Genomic DNA, 17,334 nt, shown 5'->3' on the forward strand with positions numbered 1-17,334 from the left:
AAATGGTGTATTCAGCTTAACACATTTGCCAGATACACTCAAAACATCCCTTGTAAATTACGGCAGATGATGTTCTTGAAAAAGACAAAGTAAAAAGCCCCGCCAGCCGCAGTCTCCGCATCATCCAGGAGATTCACAGCTGCCGGGGCAGGTGGATTTCATTTGTTTAGTAAGAGATTTTTCTACTGTGTAACAGTGCCTTCATCCACGAAACCCGCGGAAGGATCAGTGACGGGATCTGTAGCCCCCTCGGTACCCGCGTTGCCGCCGCCTGCTCCGGTCGTGACAGCCGGATCAGTAGGCGGAATAGTGGCCGGAGGAGGTGTCGGTGAGGCTTCAGGAGTACCGGAAGGAAACTCTCCGCCGCTGCCGTTACCACCAGGGTTGCCGTTGCCATTCCCGTTGCCGTTTCCTTGATTTCCGTTCTCCCCGCCGTTGCCATTCCCGTTGCCATTTCCATTGTTTCCATCCGGATTTCCATTATTTTGCCCGTTTCCATTATTGCCGCCATTACCCGTTCCATCGGTTGGAAGATTCGGATCAACCGTTGGCTCCGGCTCCTGTGTCGGTTGTTCGTCCTGCACCTCAACCGTGACGGTTGCAGAAGGCTCGCTTTCCACATCCAATGCCGGGTAATAAGCTGTGACATAATATTCATAGGTCAAGCCAGGCATTGCACTGATATCCCCGACATTTGCGGAAACGGTATTCAGAAGCGGGCTGAACTCTGCTTCCGAGGTTTCGCGGCGGTAGATCCGGTATTCCACTCCTTTTGCAGAGGCAGGCTCCCAGCTCAGGTTGACGGTCATGGTTGAAGCATCATAGGCTGCATTCAGACCGCTGACTGGCTCCGCTGCTTCCGGTGTTGCCGTCGGTTCCGGCTGGTTAGTACCTTCCGGCTGCGGGAATGACTTCTTCGGAACGCCTTCCAGAGCTTCCTCCATGACCTTGCCCCAGAATGCCGCTGCAAGCGGACTGCTGTTTTTGAGCAAATGTTTTTTGTTTGGCTTGTCATAGCCCATCCAGACCGCAGCTGTCCATTCCGGCGTATAGCCGACAAACCAGACGTCCCGGTTCGAGCTGATGCCCTCGTATCCGCTTTGCGTGGTACCGGTTTTACCGGCTACTGGACGGTCAATTTTAGCTTTTTTACCTGTGCCGTCTTCTACGACCTTCTGCATCATCTCTGTCATCTGGTAAGCTGTATTCTCGCTCATAACCCGTTCCGGTTTGGTATTTGCCTTATAGACGGTATCTCCGTCGCTATTGGTTATCGATTTGATCGAATAGGCCTCGCGCAATTCACCGCCATTGGCAAAGGCACTGTAGGCTTGAGCCATTTCCAGAGTATTCGTACCTTCACTCATCCCGCCAAGTGCCAGCGAGAGGTTTTTGTCCTCGTCCTTCAGTTTGATCCCGAGCTTTTTGGCAAACTGGAAGCCGGTATTGACCCCGATTTCATTCAGCAGCCATACGGCCGGGATGTTCTCCGACTTCGTCAAGGCCGCTGCCATGCTGATGGTTTTCGAATAGCCGTGCAGGTTGTTCGGACAGTAAGTGCCGAAGCATTGCTTTTCGTTGCTAAGTACGGAATTATTGGTGAATTTTCCGGATTCGAGCGCAGGTGCGTAAGCAACCAGCGGTTTAAAGGATGAACCCGGTGAGCGTCTGCTGCCGTTCACGCGGCTGTAGCCTTTTTTCTCATAATTCCGTCCGCCAAGGAGCGCCACGATGCTGCCGTTCTCCTGGTTGATTATCGTCATCGAGCCCTGCACCAGCTCATCGTCGGCGCTCTTCTCAAAGTTATCGCTGTCGGCAAAAGCTTTCTCCACCGTCTCCTGGGCATGTGCGTCCATGGTCGTATAGATTTTGTACCCGCCGATATTCAGATCGTCCTCGGTCAATCCGAACTTGTCTTCCGCTTCATCAACCGCATAATCAATAAAGGCCTGGTAACGCTGTTTGCTTTCCGGCGGCTTATAGTTGTAGTTCACCACTTTGGCTTCGTCCATCTGATCCTTGGTAATGTAGCCCTGCTCATACATCAGCTGGAGCACCACACCGCGCCGTTCCTTCGAAAGCTCAGGATTGCGCAGCGGGTTGTAGCGGGAGGGCCCCTTAGGCATTGCAGCAAGCGTGGCTATCTGCCAAACCTTGAGATCGTTCAGATTACTTTGGCCAAAATACCGGATGGATGCCGCCTTGATCCCGTAAATGGTGCCGCCGAAGTTGATGCGGTTCAGATATTTGGTAATAATCTCTTCTTTGGTGAATTTGTTCTCCAGCGCCACGGCAATCGAAACCTCGGTCGCTTTGCGGAAGAAGGTCTTATCCCGGGTAAGGAAAATGTTCTTCGCCAGCTGCTGGGTAATCGTACTCCCGCCTTCGACCATGCTTCGCGCTGCAATATCCTTCACTGCCGCCCGGCCGATCGACCATAAATCAACGCCGCTGTGTTCAAAGAAACGCTTATCCTCTGTAGCTACAAAAGCGTTGACCAGCAGCTTAGGAATATCTTCATACTCAACCGGCTCACTTTTCTCCAAAGCCAGCTCGCCGATCAGCTTCGCATTCCGGTCGTAAATTTTCGTAGTCTCATTAACCGTGAGCTTATCGATGTTCTCATCCAGCAGCTTCTCGCCGTTCAGCATGATGAACAGGTAACCGCCCAGCGCGCAAAAAATCGCCAGCGCCGTAGTAAAAAACAGCGTCCACAGCACACGCTTCTTGGTAAGAAATTTCTTTTTCTTGGACTTCCCTTTGGAATTAGAATTAGAATTTGAACTCGAACTTGATGACTGGGTTCCCCTGTTTCTGTTGCGGTTCGTCCTGGATATATCGTCTCTGGACATGGTGCCTCCTGACTCCCTTTCGGAACGTTCATGATATTGAGTGCACGAATGAAAAGAACAACCTTCACAGGTTGCTCTCTCGCACTCTCTATTCAAACGATTTATAAGCAAAAAGGTTTCGCTTTAAGACTGTAAATCTTATTCTTCGCTTCCACTGTCCTGCATCAGCGATACGCTGCGCTGCGGTGTAAAGGTGGAAATCGCATGCTTGTACACCATCTGCTGGCGGCCGTCACTGTCGATGACAATAGTGAAGTTGTCGAAGGCTTTGATGATTCCCCGGATTTGAAAGCCGTTGGTCAGATATACTGTAGCAGGGATATTCTCTTTGCGCAGTTGATTCAAGAACGTATCTTGGATGTTAATGGACTTGTTCATATGACGTACCCCCAATGGTTCAATTAGATTGTTCAGAAGTATATTCAAGACCTGAGAGAAACTTTCCTGCTATTATAGCACGGATTTTTTCAAAATTCTCTGAAAAGTTTTGGCTCTCATCGACGTTGATCCACTGAATCTCCTTCATGTGGCGAAACCATGACAACTGTCTTTTGGCGAATCGGCGGGTATCGCGTTTGAGAAGCGTCACAGCCTCGTCCAGCGTCATTTCTCCCGCGAGGTAAGCGGCAATTTCCTTGTAGCCCAGTCCCTGCATGGACACAAGACTTCTGCTGTAGCCGCGTTGCAGCAGTCCTTCCACCTCTGCGACGAGTCCGTCCGCCAGCATCTGGTCAATTCGGTCTTCAATACGTTTATATAGTATTTTCCGGTCCATTGTCAAACCAATCAGGCAGAGTTCATAGGGAGATTCCTTTTTCTGGTCTGCATGGGATGCCGAAAGAGTTACCTTGGTCTGATGATGAATTTCCAGCGCGCGGATGATCCGGCGGCGGTCATTGGGGTGCAGTCTGGCTGCGCTCTCCGGGTCTACTTCAGCCAGCCTGGCATGCAGTGCCTCAGCTCCATGGGCCTCGGCAAAAGCGTCCTGCTCGCTGCGGAAGGCTTCATCCGCTACGGCCTCCGAGAAGCGGAAACCGTAGCACAGGGACTCAATATAGAGCCCGGTTCCGCCGACGATAAAAGGAAGCTTGCCTTTGCGGCTGATCTCTTCGATCAGCTTTGTCCCCTGCTCCTGAAATTCAGCAGCGGAATAAGCATCCTGAGGATCATGGATATCGATCAGATGATGGGGGATTCCCATCATTTCCTCTGGTTTGATTTTGGCTGTCCCGATGTCCATCCCCCGGTACACCTGCATTGAGTCGCCAGAAATAATCTCTGCGTCATAGGCCTCAGCCAATTCAAGGCTTAACCTGGTTTTGCCGACAGCAGTCGGGCCAAGCAGCACCAGAACCCTGCGTCTTGTCTCAGTTGTCAATGGATATCACCCCGTACGATGTTTTGGCGCTGGCCCGCAGCAGCTCGGTAAAACCAAGCCGGGAGAATTCGCCGCTTAAGGCTTTTTCTTTCAAAAGCACGGTTTTGCGGGCGACCCGGACGGCCTCGGCGACACTCTCCGCCCTCAAGGCAGCGGCATTCGCGAACTGGCGCAGCGGCGATATTGCTGCCGAATCCGTCAAAGGTACACGGAACATGGGATCAAAATAGACAATATCTATACTGTTGTCCGGCTGCTCCCGCAGGTAAGCAAGATGGTCACTGTGCACCACACGCACGCGGCGCAGGGCCTCGTTCACCTTCTCCTGTCCCGAGATATAGTGGCTCATGCCTTCAAGTAACAGCGCACAGAGCGGCAGGGAGCTCTCCAGCGCAGTGACGGTGGATGCCTCTCCGCCGTACACTGCAAACAGCAGGGAATCGCTGCCAAGCCCTGCCGTACAGTCCAGCACACTGTCCCCTGGGACCATCCGGGCGGCCTCCAGCATCGGGTCCGGCTCCCCGCGGATAATCCGCTTAGCCCGGACAAAACCCATGCTGGGGTGAAATTCCATCGGCGGCATGCCCGGTGTAATCAGCCGCACTGCGTCCTGCAGCACAACCAGAATCTCCCCGTCTTTGTAGCGTTCCGCCATTTTGGACATGGACAATTTGCCTCGGGGCGTATAGATTGTGCCGGTTCGCTCCGCAAGGCTTTTGGCCCGCATTTCGATGGCCGGGATCGGGTCAAAGCCCGTTGTTATAATCATGTTGCCTCCGTTCCTGCTCACAACAAACGCAGATAGATCAATTACATTACACGCTTGAACAGCTTCTCCAAATCGTAGGAGGAAAAGGATACTACAATCGGCCGTCCATGCGGGCAGGTATACGGCTGACGGCAGGCAGCGAGCCGTGAGAGCAGCGACTCCACTTCATGCTCTGTCAGCTTCTGGTTAGCCTTGATCGAAGCCTTGCAGGAGCAGAGAATCGATGATTTCTCGCGCAGCTTCGCAAGGTCAATCGACCGCTCGCTGAGGACCCATTCCGCCATCTCTTCAATCACAGCTTTTTCGTCCCCCTCCGGGAACCAGTAGGGCAGAGAACGGACCAGGAAGGTCTGTCCCCCGAAATGTTCAAGATACACCCCCGCCTGCTGGAACCAGTGCAGCCGCTCGCTGAGCTGTTTGCTCTCCGACGGCGTGAACTCCAGTGTAATCGGCAGCAGCAGCTCCTGCGAAGCGTCCTCGGGGCGTCCGAATTTCTCATAATAGTACTCGTAATTCACCCGTTCATGCGCCGCATGCTGGTCAATCAGATACAGCCCGCTGTCATTCTGGGCAATAATATACGTTCCGTGATGCTGGCCGATATAGTTCAGCTCCGGGAACTGCGGCAGTCCGGCATCCTCTGTGCCGGGGGGAGCATACAGTTCCTCCGCCGAGGGCATCTGCCCCTTTGCGGGATTCACCGACGGGAATTGGCGGTAGCTTTCGCTGCCCGCCCCTTCCCGCCGCTGTGCAGCGGCCTGCGGAGCGCTGCCGCTGTATGCAGCCGCCCGCTCCCGCGACTGGGAGCTCAGGCCGGAGCTGCTGCTGTACGGCGCAGCTCCGGCCGCAGCTGCGCCGTACAGCGGCGCGTCATTGCCGCCGCTGCGGCCCCCATCCAGGGGCGGCAGCGTCAGGCCGCTGAGCGCCCCTGGGGAACGGAGCGGCCCGCTGCCGCCCGCTCCGCTCACAGGCACAGCACCTCCGGGCGCTGGAGCTTGCCCGGTCTGCGGATAGCCGGGCTCTGCGGCGCTCCGGCCCAAGGCCTCTTCCTGAGGCGGAGGCGGAACCGCGCCCTTGGAAAAAGCAAACTGCTCCTGGATAAAGGAGCTGCTGCCCTTGGCGCCAATGATTTCTTTGCTTGGCCGGGGAATAAGGCTCTGTCCCATCAAAACCTTGCGGATTTCCTGCTCTACGAAGGCATAGAGCTCCGCCTCCTTGCTGAAGCGGACCTCCAGCTTCGCCGGATGAACATTGACATCGACAAGCGACGGGTGCATCTCCAGCTGCAGAACCAGCAGCGGGTAGCGGTTGATCGGCAGGAGCGTATGATAAGCCCGCATAATCGCTGCATTCAGCCCGTTGCTGCGGATGTAGCGCCCGCCGACAATCGTAGTGACCGCATTGCGGTTCGAACGGGTCCACTCCGGACGGCTGACATAGCCGGAAATCCGGTAATCCGGGTCTTCCGCAGCAAGCGGCAGCATCGCCTTGGCCGCAGAGGTGCCGTACACGGCGGCAATGACCTGCAGCAGGTCCCCGTTGCCAAGCGTATGCAGCAGCTGATTGCCGTTATGATGCAGCGTGAAGGAGATGGACGGGTGCGCCAGCGCCACGCGGTACATGGTGTCGGAAATATGTCCCAGCTCCGTTTGTACGCTTTTCATATATTTCAGCCTTGCCGGAGTATTATAAAATAATTCCCTTACCGCAAGATCACTGCCCTTGCCCGCTGGCTCGTCCTCATTGCGGATCAGCTTGCCTCCTTCGATGTCCAAAGCCCTGCCCTTGCCGTCCTCATTGCTTGAAGTAAGCAGGGACAGCTTAGACACGGAAGCGATACTGGGCAGGGCTTCCCCGCGGAATCCGAGGGAGGTGATTTGAAACAAATCCCTGCCGTTCACGATTTTGCTCGTTGCATGACGGTAGAAAGCCGTTTCGCAATCCTCGGGATCAATACCCGAGCCGTTGTCCTTCACCCGGATGCTTTGCAGCCCGCCTTCCTCTACAGACACTTCAATGCGGGTGCTTCCGGCGTCGATGGCGTTCTCCACAAGCTCCTTAACGACCGAAGCAGGCCGCTCCACCACTTCCCCCGCAGCAATCTGGTTGGCAATATGCTCATCAAGCACATGAATTTTGGCCATGTTCATTTCACCTCGCAATTAAGCTGTTATAAATCTCTTTGGTATCACCCAGCGGTACCTGATAACTGCATTTTCAGCAATTAAAAGGATGCTTAAACTGATTATTTTCAGTTATAAATGTACTCGATGCAGTTAAAATTGGTGGAAAGCCTTTTTACGCAAGAACTTTCTATATTAATTGCACGGATTGCAATTAAACGAGTCTCATTGCAAAAAAAGCACCTTTTAGTTGTATGAAATACAGTTAGCATCTCAGAGAAACGCAAAGTGAACACGCAAGTATTCCCTTAAGCGAACACGCAGCCCTAAAGCTCCTTCGCCTTCATCTTCAACTCGTTCAGCAGGCCCATCGCCTGCAGCGGCGTCATATTCATGAGGTCTGCGCCCTGAACGGCAGAGATCAGCTCTTTCACCAGCGGATTCTCCTTGGCCGCCGGAGCGGCTGCCCCGCCCTTGCGGTTCTTGCGCGGCTCTTCCTCCCCGAAAATGGAGAGCTGGACAACCTCATTGTCCTCCTCCGCTGCGGAAGAGGCAAGTGAAACGGCTGCTTCTAACCGGACAGCCGCCAAGGAAGCATCGGACGAACCGCCGCCTAAATGGACTGAACCGCTGCGCGTGGAGGCATAGGCTTGGCCTCCGGCGGCCGGGCCTTCTGCGGAATTCGGCGGCACAGCGGGTGCCTGCTTCTCCTGAATACCCTGCCCGGCATGTTCAGAATAGCCTGAGCCATAATTGAGCGATACCGTTCCCGGAGGGGCTGCCTGCTCAATACTCTGAAGCAGCCCGTACGCCCGGTCAATAATGCCTTCGGGAAGCCCTGCCAGACGGGCGCAATAAATCCCGTAGCTGCTGTCTGCCGCTCCCGGCACGAGCTTGCGCAGGAAGTTGACTTTGTCGCCGCTTTCCTGGACAGCCATCGAGTAGTTGCGCAGTCCCTGGAGGCTCTGCTCCAGATGGGCCAGCTCATGAAAATGCGTCGAGACCAAGGCCTTGCAGGCGATGGTGTCATGCACATATTCGATCACCGCCTGGGCAATCGCCATCCCTTCGCTTGTTGAAGTGCCCCGGCCCAGCTCGTCGATAATGATCAGACTGCGCGCTGTTGCTTTTTCGGTCATGACCTGGATATCCGCCATCTCCACCATAAAGGTGCTCTGTCCGCCGATCAGATCATCCGCAGCACCGATCCGCGTAAAAATGCGGTCGATCAGCGGAACCTCCGCACTGCCTGCCGGAACAAAGCAGCCGATCTGGGCCAGGATGCAGATGAGGGCAACCTGGCGCATGTAAGTGCTTTTTCCCGCCATGTTCGGGCCGGTGATCAGGAGTATATTGCCTTCTTCCTTGCTGAGCGTGCTGCCGTTGGCAATAAAAGCCGCATCCTTCAGCACCGCCTCCACAACCGGATGGCGCCCGCCCTCAAGCCGCAGATCGTAGCCGTCCGTCAGCTTGGGCTTCACAAAGCGGTGTTCCGCGCTGACAGCCGCCAGGCACTGGTACACATCGATCTCAGCCACCTTTTCGGCTAATGCCTGAAGCCGGGGGATCTGCGCACTGATCCGGTCACGCAGCTCGATAAAAAGGCTGTATTCCAGATCGGTCATCTTGTCCTGTGCTTCCAGGATCAGGGCTTCTTTCTCTTTCAGCTCCGGTGTAACGAAACGCTCGGCGTTCGCCAGCGTCTGCTTGCGCTCATACCTTCCTTCCGGCAGGGAAGACAGGTTGGAGCGGGTGATTTCAATATAATAGCCGAAGATTTTGTTATAACCGATCTTCAGGGATTTGATGCCTGTAGCCTGGCGCTCCTTGGCTTCCAGCTCGGCAATCCAGCGTTTGCCGCTGCTGCTCGCCTCCCTCAGCTCATCCAGACGTTCATGGTAGCCTGCCCGGATAATTCCGCCATCCCGCACCGATACCGGAGCTTCTTCAACGATTGCCCGGTCGATATCCTCGCGCAGCTCGGCACATACATCCATGCTGGCGCCAATCTCCCGCAGCGTCGACGAGCCGGATGCCATACACATGTCCTTCAGCGCCGGAATCTGGGCGAGCGACAGCTTCAGCGCATTCATGTCACGCCCGTTGGCGCTGCCGAAGGCGATCCGTCCAACCAGCCGCTCCAGATCATAGATCTCTTTGAGCGCTCCGCGCAGATCCTCCCGCACGATAAACTGGTTGTACAAATAATCGACCGCCTCCAGCCTCCGTTCAATCGGCGCACGCTGCAGCAGCGGCTTGTCAATTCTGCGGCGCAGCAGACGGCCGCCCATCGATGTTTCGGTGCGGTCAAGCAGCCAGAGCAGCGAGCCTTTTTTGGAACGCTCGCGCACGGTTTCGGTCAGCTCCAGATTGCGCCGGGTGAACGGGTCCAGAATCATATAATTTCCCGGTTCATACGGCGAAATCTGGCTCAGCTGCCCCAGGGAGCGCCGCTGGGTTTCGCTCAGATAGGAGATCAGCAGCGCCAGGCACAGGCCGCGCTCTTTCTCAAGACGCACCCAGGCGGCTTCACCGAACTGGCGGCGGGCCAGCTCTTCTTCGCGTTTCTCCCACGGAGTATAGACAACCGGCTTCGCCAGCAGCGATGCTTCACTCCGCAGCATGTCCAGCAGCGCGGCATCCCCGATAATCTCGGCCGGCTCATAAATGCCGATTTCATCCCTCAGCCATTCGGCACCCGATAGCACAGATGTGACATACAGCTCACCTGTGGTCAAATCACAGGCAGCGAGTGCCATCATCCCGTCAACTTCAGTCACACAGACGAGGTAATTGTTGTTTTTGTCGGCAATGATCTTCCCGTCCATCACCGTTCCCGGTGTCACTACGCGGACAATATCGCGCCGGACCATCCCCTTCGTTACTGCCGGATCATCCAGCTGCTCGCAGATGGCGACCTTGTAGCCTTTTTCAATCAGGCGCTGTATGTACCCCTCGGCGGCATGGTAAGGCACACCACACATGGGAATGCGCTCTTCGCCCCCACCCTCGCGGCCGGTTAATGTAATCTCAAGCTCCTTGGACGCAAGGATCGCATCCTCAAAAAACATTTCATAGAAATCGCCCAGACGGAAGAAAAGGAAAGCATCCTTGGCTCCTTCCTTCACTTTCAGATATTGCTGTATCATCGGCGTATAATTTGCCATCGTTAACCTCCATGCCTACTTCATACTGTTCTCTATTATAGCAGAAAGTGGTCCGCCAAAGTTACCCCGGCCTGCTCTTCATAAGAGCTGCCTTGCTGCATAACGGAAATGCCCTAATGAAGGACCGGCTGGAAAACCATGTGAAATCAACGGAAGCCCAATGCATTAAGGTTTAAAGGTGTGCTTTTGATTCAGGATGCAGTAAAATCACTATGTACGCTAAGTAAGCTAAACTTCCATAATTGACCAACTGAAGCAGCCTCACCGTCCTAATATATAGATTGAACTTGTAAATATCCAAACAGGGAAAAGCGGCAGAAGAGCAGGCTGGAACTGGCAATCTTCCATATCAACCCGCGTATTACCGTTTCTCACTAAAGCTTGTCTGTAAAGGAGCGGATGCGTTTGCCCTAAAAGCTTTCCGTAGAAAAACTCGCTATCTTCAGCATCTGCAGGCTGCGGATTTCCACCGCGAACAGCGGAAAAAACACCAGAAATCTACTGATGGGAAGCAGCCGAAAGTCCAAACGTTCTCTGGAGTCACAAGCCTTCCCGAAATAGAAAAATCACAAGTTCAATCTATATAGTGGCTAAAATCATTTCAACTTATATAAATTGAACTTGAAAATATTACAATGAAGGGAAAAGTGGCGGGGGAGAAGTTTGGATACTTACGGAGCGGCAGCGTCCGCCTAAAAGCTTTCCTTAGGAAAGCTAGCATCGGAAGCATAAGCTGTCTGCGGTTTTCCACCTCGAACAGCGGGTTACAATCAAGAAATCTGCAGATGGGCAACGGCCGGAAGTCCAAACATTCTCTGGAGTCACGGTCCTTCCCGAGATCAAAAAGTCACAAGTTCAATCTATATAGTGGATAAATTCATTTCAACTTAGTGTATAAAATCATTTCAACAGGATAGATTTACGATTTTTTGCAATGCGCACAGTATCTCCTGTCATGCGTTGTGCTGATCCACTGTGCGTATCGTGCAGTACGGCGGACTCGTCAAAGTCCGGTGCAATTCAGAAGTTTAACGTAACCAGAATGAATTCAGAGAAAACAAGGGGGAGATCGGATGATCCGTAAGCTTGGGGAAGCAGACCATGCGCCGCTGATGACGCTGGTTAGCAAGGACCCCGCATTGAATTTGTTTATCATCGGGGATGTGGAGAATTTTGGGTTTGAACAGGAGTTTATGGAGCTGTGGGGCGACTTCCGTGAGGAGGATGGCCAGTTAATTGCTGTATTGCTGCGCTTTTATGGAAGCTTTATTCCTTACGCCGACGGACCTTTTGATGCGGCGGGATTCGCGGCGCTGATGCAGGCGGGCCCGAAATTTGAGATGGTATCCGGTTCAGCAGAAACTGTTCAGGCCGTGGCGGAACATTTGAACATCCGCAAGGAAAAGCAAATGCGGTTCGCCGAGCTGCGGGAGCTGAACAGCACACTGGACACAACCGCAGCATCCGCACATGCCATCCGCCAAGCAACCACAGACGATGTCGATGCAATCTGTTCGCTCACCGACCAGATTGAGGAGTTCGACAACAACCCGGAGGATTCGCGCAGCAGCCTGCGGAAAACACTGGAGACCGGCACGGGCAGGACCTACTATATGGAACAGGATGGAAAAGTAATCGCCACAGCCTCTACTGCAGCAGAAAGCTCGATGTCGGCTATGGTCGTAGCCGTTGCCACACATCCCGCATACAGAGGGCGGGGATTGGCCAGCCGATTGGTTGCCCGCCTAAGTGCCGATATGCTGCATGAAGGCCGCACCCCCTGCCTGTTCTACAACGATCCGCAGGCCGCCCTGATCTACCGCAAGCTTGGATATCAGGATATCGGGTTCTGGACGATGCTCTATGTTTGATTGCCGGTGAATCTTGGTTTTTAAAAAAATGGGGCTGTCTTCAAAAGTCAGCCTATACCGGGGAGCCTCTAACCTTACCATAGTCTGGAAGAAACGCGTCAAAGGTAAAATACCTTTGATTCGACTGCACTCTGGGCGTCAAAGCTCATTCAAAGGTAAAAATACCTTTGATTGCGGCAATAGGGATGGCCAAGTGGAAAAAGGGAGCTTAATTTCCTCAGAAATAAACAGTCGTGAGGTTTAAGTGGAAAAAGGGAACTTAATTCGGTAATTTTCCCTTATATGGAGCGAAATAGAGTGAATTAGTGTACCTTTTTCCACTTAGCTGCCCGGGTTGCTTGATGCTCAGACAAATTAGTGATACTTTTTCCACCTAACCAGCAAACGAAGTGTCGTAAAGAAACTTTTTCTCTATACACAACCTTCTTGACACTACCGCTGGGGTGCAATCAAAGGTAAAAATACCTTTGATTCCTCTGCACCCGGGGCGTCTGGGCACCTTATTGCGCCATATGCTGCTCACTTGGGCGCAATTTGCCGCACCACAGCCCGCGGATGTCGCGGGACTCATCCCAGGTCTGTTCAGCGGCAATACAGCTGAACAGCGGCTCTATATAACGCGCTGCCTGCGCATAGCCAGGCAGTGCGCGGAGCTGCGCCGCAAGCGGAGGGAACGCGGCGCGCAGCGGCGGTTTGTCGCCGCTATAGTAGGCGGCATGCAGGTCTTCCCGGTCGAGCGGCCGCAGGGTAAGGTCTTCATAGCGGCTCACAATCAGGTGAGCCAGGAAGACCGCGCCTTTCGCGATGACCGGGGACACCAGGAAGCTCGGCAGGGTCCGGTATTCAAAGCCGCCATGCGGCTGAAGCCGGAAATCGCCGAGCACCCCGTATCTCGGACGCCGTGCTGCCGCACGGGCGTCCTCCAGCAGCAGCAGCGGCAGCGCGAGGTAGTTGTCGAGCGCGCGCAGAAGCGGCGCGCACAGCGTCACGCCGCTGAAGTGCAAATGGCCGCCGAGGGCCCAGCCCGGCAGCGGCATACCTCCCGCCCGCCAGCGCAGCGAGCGATCGGCGATGAGCCGGTCCGCCGTGCGCGCGGCGGACATCAGCTGCGCCAGCAGCGCGCGCGGTTCCCCGCGCGGCGCAGGGCGCAGCTCGGCGACCGGGAACGCGCCGCGCGTTCCCGGAGGCCCGGCGTCGCAGCCGGCGACGCCGTCCATGGGCAGGTACCGCGACGCCGGCACGGCGCGGCCTGTGGATTCCCGGAGCAGGAGGAACTCCGGGTCCATGCCCATCAGCAGCCCGGGGCGGCCGGGCTGCTCCAGAGCCAGGGAGCGGGCCAGCGCCAGCGAGGCCGCGCGGTAGGGCTCCGGCAGCACCCCGCCGGAGCCTGCCCGGAGCGGCGTGACCTTGTCGACCCTGTAGCGGCGGCCGCCCAGGGTCTTCAGCAGCACCTCGCCGCTGTCCAGACCAAGGGTGTACAGCGCCCGCACCGCTGTATCCCGGATTTTCCCCGCCGCTCCGCGCTGGCGGCCGGAAGATGCCGGGTTTGCGGACCGGCTGTGCCCTCCAGCGGTTTCCCCTCCGCCAGCGGGACGCGGCATCCGCTCTTGACCGTGCAAGGCGATATCCGCCAAGGCAGTTCCCTCACCCACTGCATTTCCCCGCGCCGCCCCCGCACGAATGACAGGAGGCAAAGTAGCCGGCTTCATCGCTGCCCCCGTTCCGAGCGGCTGGATTTCCAGCACCTCCAGGTTATATACACGGACCCGGTAATACTGCTTGTACGAACGGGCCTCCGCAGACTGTCGGGTTGTCCCCTTCCCCAGTCCTGAACCTTCGGCCGGCACCAGCAAAGCTTCCAGTCCGCTGCGCCGAAGCCTGTCTTCCCGCTGGGCTGCAGACCATAGCAAGTATGTGGGGAGCCCCTCATTCATAACTCCTTCTCCTCCCGGATTCGTACCGCGGGCAGGGCAGCACCTTCTTTTTCATTGCACCGCTGCCCTGGCGGAAAAATAAAAAAAAATAAAAAAGGAGGGCATTCGCCCTCTTCACCGCCGCCCCTACTACATATAATGGATTAAAACCCACCCGGTATCAGTTGGCGGCGGCGATGCTCTTCCTTACAACTCATCATCCAGGGCGTCAGGGTCCAGATCATCATAATCGAAGCTTTCGCCATCAAAATCATAATCCTTGTCTTCCGGATCATCACTTTGATCGGTGACATACACGCGGACCTTGGTCTCAGCCACCAATTCCGCCTCGAATTCCCGTTCCACCCGAAGCGTCACACTGCCCCCGCCCGGAGAGACACCTGCTTCCACACAGTTGGGTTCCTGCGTTGCCTCCGCAGAGACCTCAACCGTGGCGGCACGGTGTCTCGGGTCCAGGTACGACAGCGGAATAAGCTCCACATAGGAGACCGTTTCCTTGGCAACCTCCGTCTGCTTGTTTTTGTCGTACGAGTACCAGATGTTTACATCGTAAGTACCGATTACTTCGATTCCGTTCCCGGCGGCAACCGCTTCGTACTGGTGGTTAATAATCCAAGCCCCCAGAATACTCGTCGGATGGTGTGGCGGAGTCACGGTATGGGTTGCTGTAGAGAACTTACGACCTTTGCCGCAAATTGCCTTCGTAATGATCTCCCTTGTTTGACGTTTATGGCTTAATGACATCTTTGAACCTCCTCCATACAATCATTCACTATCAAGTGTATGCACGTTCTGGGCATTTGTTGATTGTTAGAGTAGAAATAAATTTGGGTAAGCCCTCGGAGGAGCTTTTTTAACAAGAGTCATAGTTCATTTTATTGTGAAATTTCCCCGGATATGAATAGATCAGTTAATCCTGCCGCAAAAAAAAACCCCTGTAGATCCTCTACAGGGGCTGCTGCGGTTCAGGGCTATTGCGGGATTACACGCACAATCCCAAGATGTCTGTTCTTGCTGAGATCGATGAAATCCTCCCCGATGTTCACCAAAGGACGAAGCGGATCATGCGCCAGAATCATAATGATTTTGCCCATCCGTCCGTCTGTTAACAGCACCTCGTTGCCTATCATTGACTGCATAAGCTTACTAATAAAAACACCGCAAATATAAGGATCAAGCTTTCCGAAGGAGTAGTCCTCCATCTGAGTCAGAACTTCATAGAGCGGCGCCGCCTCGCTGTAGAACCGGTCTGAAGTCATCGCATGAAAAATATCTGTAACGGCTACTATTTTGCTGAAATCCGTAATCCGGTGTCCCAGCACTCCGAACGGATAACCGCTTCCGTCCATGCGTTCATGATGCTGCAGCGCGACAAGCGCCTGCATATGCGTCGTACCCGGTGTATCTCTGACCAGCTCGTAGCCATGCGTCGTGTGTTTTTTCATGATATCAAATTCTTCATCCGTCAGTGGCCCCGGCTTGGTTAAAATCTCGGCCGGAATCATAATTTTTCCGATATCATGAAGGGTTGCAGCAATGGTCAGCATGCCCAGCTCCTCCGGGTCCAGCTTAAGCCACTTGCCCAGAAGTGTTGATAATATGCCTACAGCAACGTTATGTCTGTATGTATAATCATCTTTGGTCTGCAGTGCAGCCAGGATTCCGAAGAAGTCATTCTTCTCGCTTACTTGCTGGATAAAAGGAATAACTTCATTTTTGAGCTCAAGCATCGGCAGTCGCTTGCTCTTGGTATAGCGCAGCTGATCAAAAATATTCTCCATAGCTGCCGTACAATCATCCACGGCCAGTTGATAGAATGCCTCGCTGTCCAATTGAATGACATCATGGGGCTGAAGGATAATCCGGTGCTGGGTAATTAACCGGACATGCTCCGAGCTCAGAAGCGTCATTGCGGGCAGTACAAATACGCCGTTGTGATTAAAGAGGTTGTCTACTAGCTGTTTGCCGATATATTGTTCGTTGCCGTTGTTCACCTTCGTCACCTGCCAGTGCAGAATTCACACCCCGTGAATTAGCTGCTGTAATTGGAATATGTGCCGATCCATTCATTATGATAATATAGTATATCCTGGTTTCCTTAAGCCTATATGAACGCAGCACAAAACAAACACTCACATATTGTTCATATATCTCTTATCGTAATTTCACACGAAAAGATGAATACCTAATTCTTCCTTCTTTCCATCCTCGCCTAAATTTTTCTAGACACGCGAACTTCCTTTTGCCGGCAAAGGCCGTTTTACCGGTTTGATATCGACCGGCATCTTGTACCTCTTGGCTATGTTGAGATATAACGAGAGCTCGCGGCATAGCTGCAAAATAGCCGAACGGACCTCAAATTCCTCGCGGGTTTCCGGGAGCTCCATCCCCTGAAATTCCTTTTCCAGCCCCTCAAGCAGTTTTTCGGTCCGGCCGGTATATTCCTCAGCCAGCACGTCATTGCTCAGCTGGTCGAACAAATCCGCAACCATGTCCCCGTGAGGGAGCTGGCGGTAGACCTGCGAGAGGAGCTGCATCATGTTCTGGATCGATTCCAGCTGTTCCTTGCGCATGTAAAAATACACATTCCATGCCTCATCCGGATGAATAACATGGTTCTCCATTTCCCTGGAGGCAGCCGTAAGTCCCCGCTGGACCGCCTCCCCTGCGCCAATCAGTTCCTTGCCGTCCCAGAGATACCCGGGATCACGCAGCGTACGCGCCATTTGCGTAAAGATCACCGAAAAATAACCGTCCACTTCTTTGCGGATTCCGGCAATAACGCCGCCGGTCTGCGGCATATAGATCAGATTGACCAGTCCGGCCGATCCCAGGCCTATGAACAACAGCTCTATCTGCTGGAGCAGAACATGTACAGACAGCTCGGCTTGTCCAAAAACCCGGAAAACAATAACGGAGCTGGTCACGATTCCTTCCTTGTAGCCCGATTTTACAATCATGGGGAATCCGACCAGCACATACAGGCCCAGCACCCAATAATGAAATCCAAGGAAGAAAAACAGAATGCAGCCGAAAAAAAGTCCTACAAGGGAGGCCAGAAAACGCGCCGTGATGGTGCGCAGACTCCTTTTTCGTGTGGTTTCCACCCCCAGAATCGCGAGCAGACCCGCACTTTGCGCGTTGGGAATGCCCACAGCGGCTGCCAGCAGGATTGACAACAGAGTTGCAGCCGCCGTTTTGATAACTCGAAATCCCATGTAATACCTCTCCTTGCGAGCT

General features: G+C 54.2%; 11 protein-coding genes. 1 reads left to right on the plus strand and 10 read right to left on the minus strand.

The genetic code is table 11. The annotated features are described in order from the left end of the window. Positions 1–182: 182 nt before the first annotated feature. From PRIO_RS18945 to mutS, 6 genes are all read right to left on the minus strand, one after another. Entirely contained in the window at positions 183–2,852 is a 2,670-nt protein-coding gene (locus tag PRIO_RS18945) for a transglycosylase domain-containing protein (protein WP_046504117.1), read from the minus strand. Positions 2,853–2,990: 138 nt separating this feature from the next. Then, the gene (hfq, locus tag PRIO_RS18950) at positions 2,991–3,230 is read right to left on the minus strand and encodes an RNA chaperone Hfq (protein ID WP_019910673.1); all 240 of its coding nucleotides are present in this window, start codon (positions 3,228–3,230) and stop codon (positions 2,991–2,993) included. Between the two features lie 19 nt (positions 3,231–3,249). Next, positions 3,250–4,230, minus strand: a complete 981-nt coding sequence (gene miaA, locus PRIO_RS18955) for a tRNA (adenosine(37)-N6)-dimethylallyltransferase MiaA (protein WP_046504120.1) — start codon at positions 4,228–4,230, stop codon at positions 3,250–3,252. After that, positions 4,220–4,999, minus strand: a complete 780-nt coding sequence (locus tag PRIO_RS18960) for a class I SAM-dependent methyltransferase (protein WP_046504123.1) — start codon at positions 4,997–4,999, stop codon at positions 4,220–4,222. Before PRIO_RS18960 ends, miaA begins: the two co-directional genes overlap by 11 nt. A gap of 41 nt (positions 5,000–5,040) precedes the next feature. Beyond that, positions 5,041–7,143 carry a DNA mismatch repair endonuclease MutL gene (gene mutL / locus PRIO_RS18965; RefSeq protein ID WP_046504127.1) on the minus strand — a complete coding sequence of 701 codons (2,103 nt, stop codon included), beginning with the start codon at positions 7,141–7,143 and terminating at the stop codon, positions 5,041–5,043. Between the two features lie 305 nt (positions 7,144–7,448). Next, complete coding sequence (gene mutS, locus PRIO_RS18970; RefSeq protein WP_020431814.1) at positions 7,449–10,289, minus strand: DNA mismatch repair protein MutS; 2,841 nt, start codon at positions 10,287–10,289, stop codon at positions 7,449–7,451. 1,073 nt (positions 10,290–11,362) lie between these two features. Between mutS and PRIO_RS18975 the strand changes: the two genes are divergently transcribed. Next, positions 11,363–12,160 (plus strand): GNAT family N-acetyltransferase, encoded by a 798-nt coding sequence (locus PRIO_RS18975; RefSeq protein WP_020426577.1) that lies wholly within the window; start codon positions 11,363–11,365, stop codon positions 12,158–12,160. Between the two features lie 500 nt (positions 12,161–12,660). On the opposite strand, the gene PRIO_RS18980 is transcribed toward PRIO_RS18975, so the two are convergent. The 4 genes from PRIO_RS18980 to PRIO_RS18995 form a co-directional block, all read right to left on the minus strand. Next, a complete protein-coding gene (locus tag PRIO_RS18980) occupies positions 12,661–13,650 on the minus strand; it encodes a putative amidoligase domain-containing protein (RefSeq protein WP_167345640.1) in 990 nt (329 codons plus the stop codon). A gap of 630 nt (positions 13,651–14,280) precedes the next feature. Further along, entirely contained in the window at positions 14,281–14,838 is a 558-nt protein-coding gene (locus tag PRIO_RS18985) for an outer spore coat protein CotE (RefSeq protein WP_020430772.1), read from the minus strand. A 227-nt stretch (positions 14,839–15,065) separates the two neighbouring features. Further along, positions 15,066–16,097 carry an HD-GYP domain-containing protein gene (locus PRIO_RS18990; RefSeq protein WP_231869718.1) on the minus strand — a complete coding sequence of 344 codons (1,032 nt, stop codon included), beginning with the start codon at positions 16,095–16,097 and terminating at the stop codon, positions 15,066–15,068. Between the two features lie 219 nt (positions 16,098–16,316). Beyond that, entirely contained in the window at positions 16,317–17,312 is a 996-nt protein-coding gene (locus PRIO_RS18995) for an aromatic acid exporter family protein (protein WP_020430774.1), read from the minus strand. Positions 17,313–17,334 lie beyond the last annotated feature (22 nt).

Source organism: Paenibacillus riograndensis SBR5 (assembly GCF_000981585.1).
Classification (GTDB): Bacteria; Bacillota; Bacilli; order Paenibacillales; family Paenibacillaceae; genus Paenibacillus_AQ; species Paenibacillus_AQ riograndensis.

Coding starts and splice junctions, on each gene's coding strand:
- PRIO_RS18945 (WP_046504117.1), bottom strand. CDS start 2,852: ATGTCCAGAGACGATATATCCAGGACGAACCGCAACAGAAACAGGGGA.
- hfq (WP_019910673.1), bottom strand. CDS start 3,230: ATGAACAAGTCCATTAACATCCAAGATACGTTCTTGAATCAACTGCGC.
- PRIO_RS18960 (WP_046504123.1), bottom strand. CDS start 4,999: ATGATTATAACAACGGGCTTTGACCCGATCCCGGCCATCGAAATGCGG.
- mutL (WP_046504127.1), bottom strand. CDS start 7,143: ATGGCCAAAATTCATGTGCTTGATGAGCATATTGCCAACCAGATTGCT.
- mutS (WP_020431814.1), bottom strand. CDS start 10,289: ATGGCAAATTATACGCCGATGATACAGCAATATCTGAAAGTGAAGGAA.
- PRIO_RS18975 (WP_020426577.1), top strand. CDS start 11,363: ATGATCCGTAAGCTTGGGGAAGCAGACCATGCGCCGCTGATGACGCTG.
- PRIO_RS18985 (WP_020430772.1), bottom strand. CDS start 14,838: ATGTCATTAAGCCATAAACGTCAAACAAGGGAGATCATTACGAAGGCA.
- PRIO_RS18995 (WP_020430774.1), bottom strand. CDS start 17,312: ATGGGATTTCGAGTTATCAAAACGGCGGCTGCAACTCTGTTGTCAATC.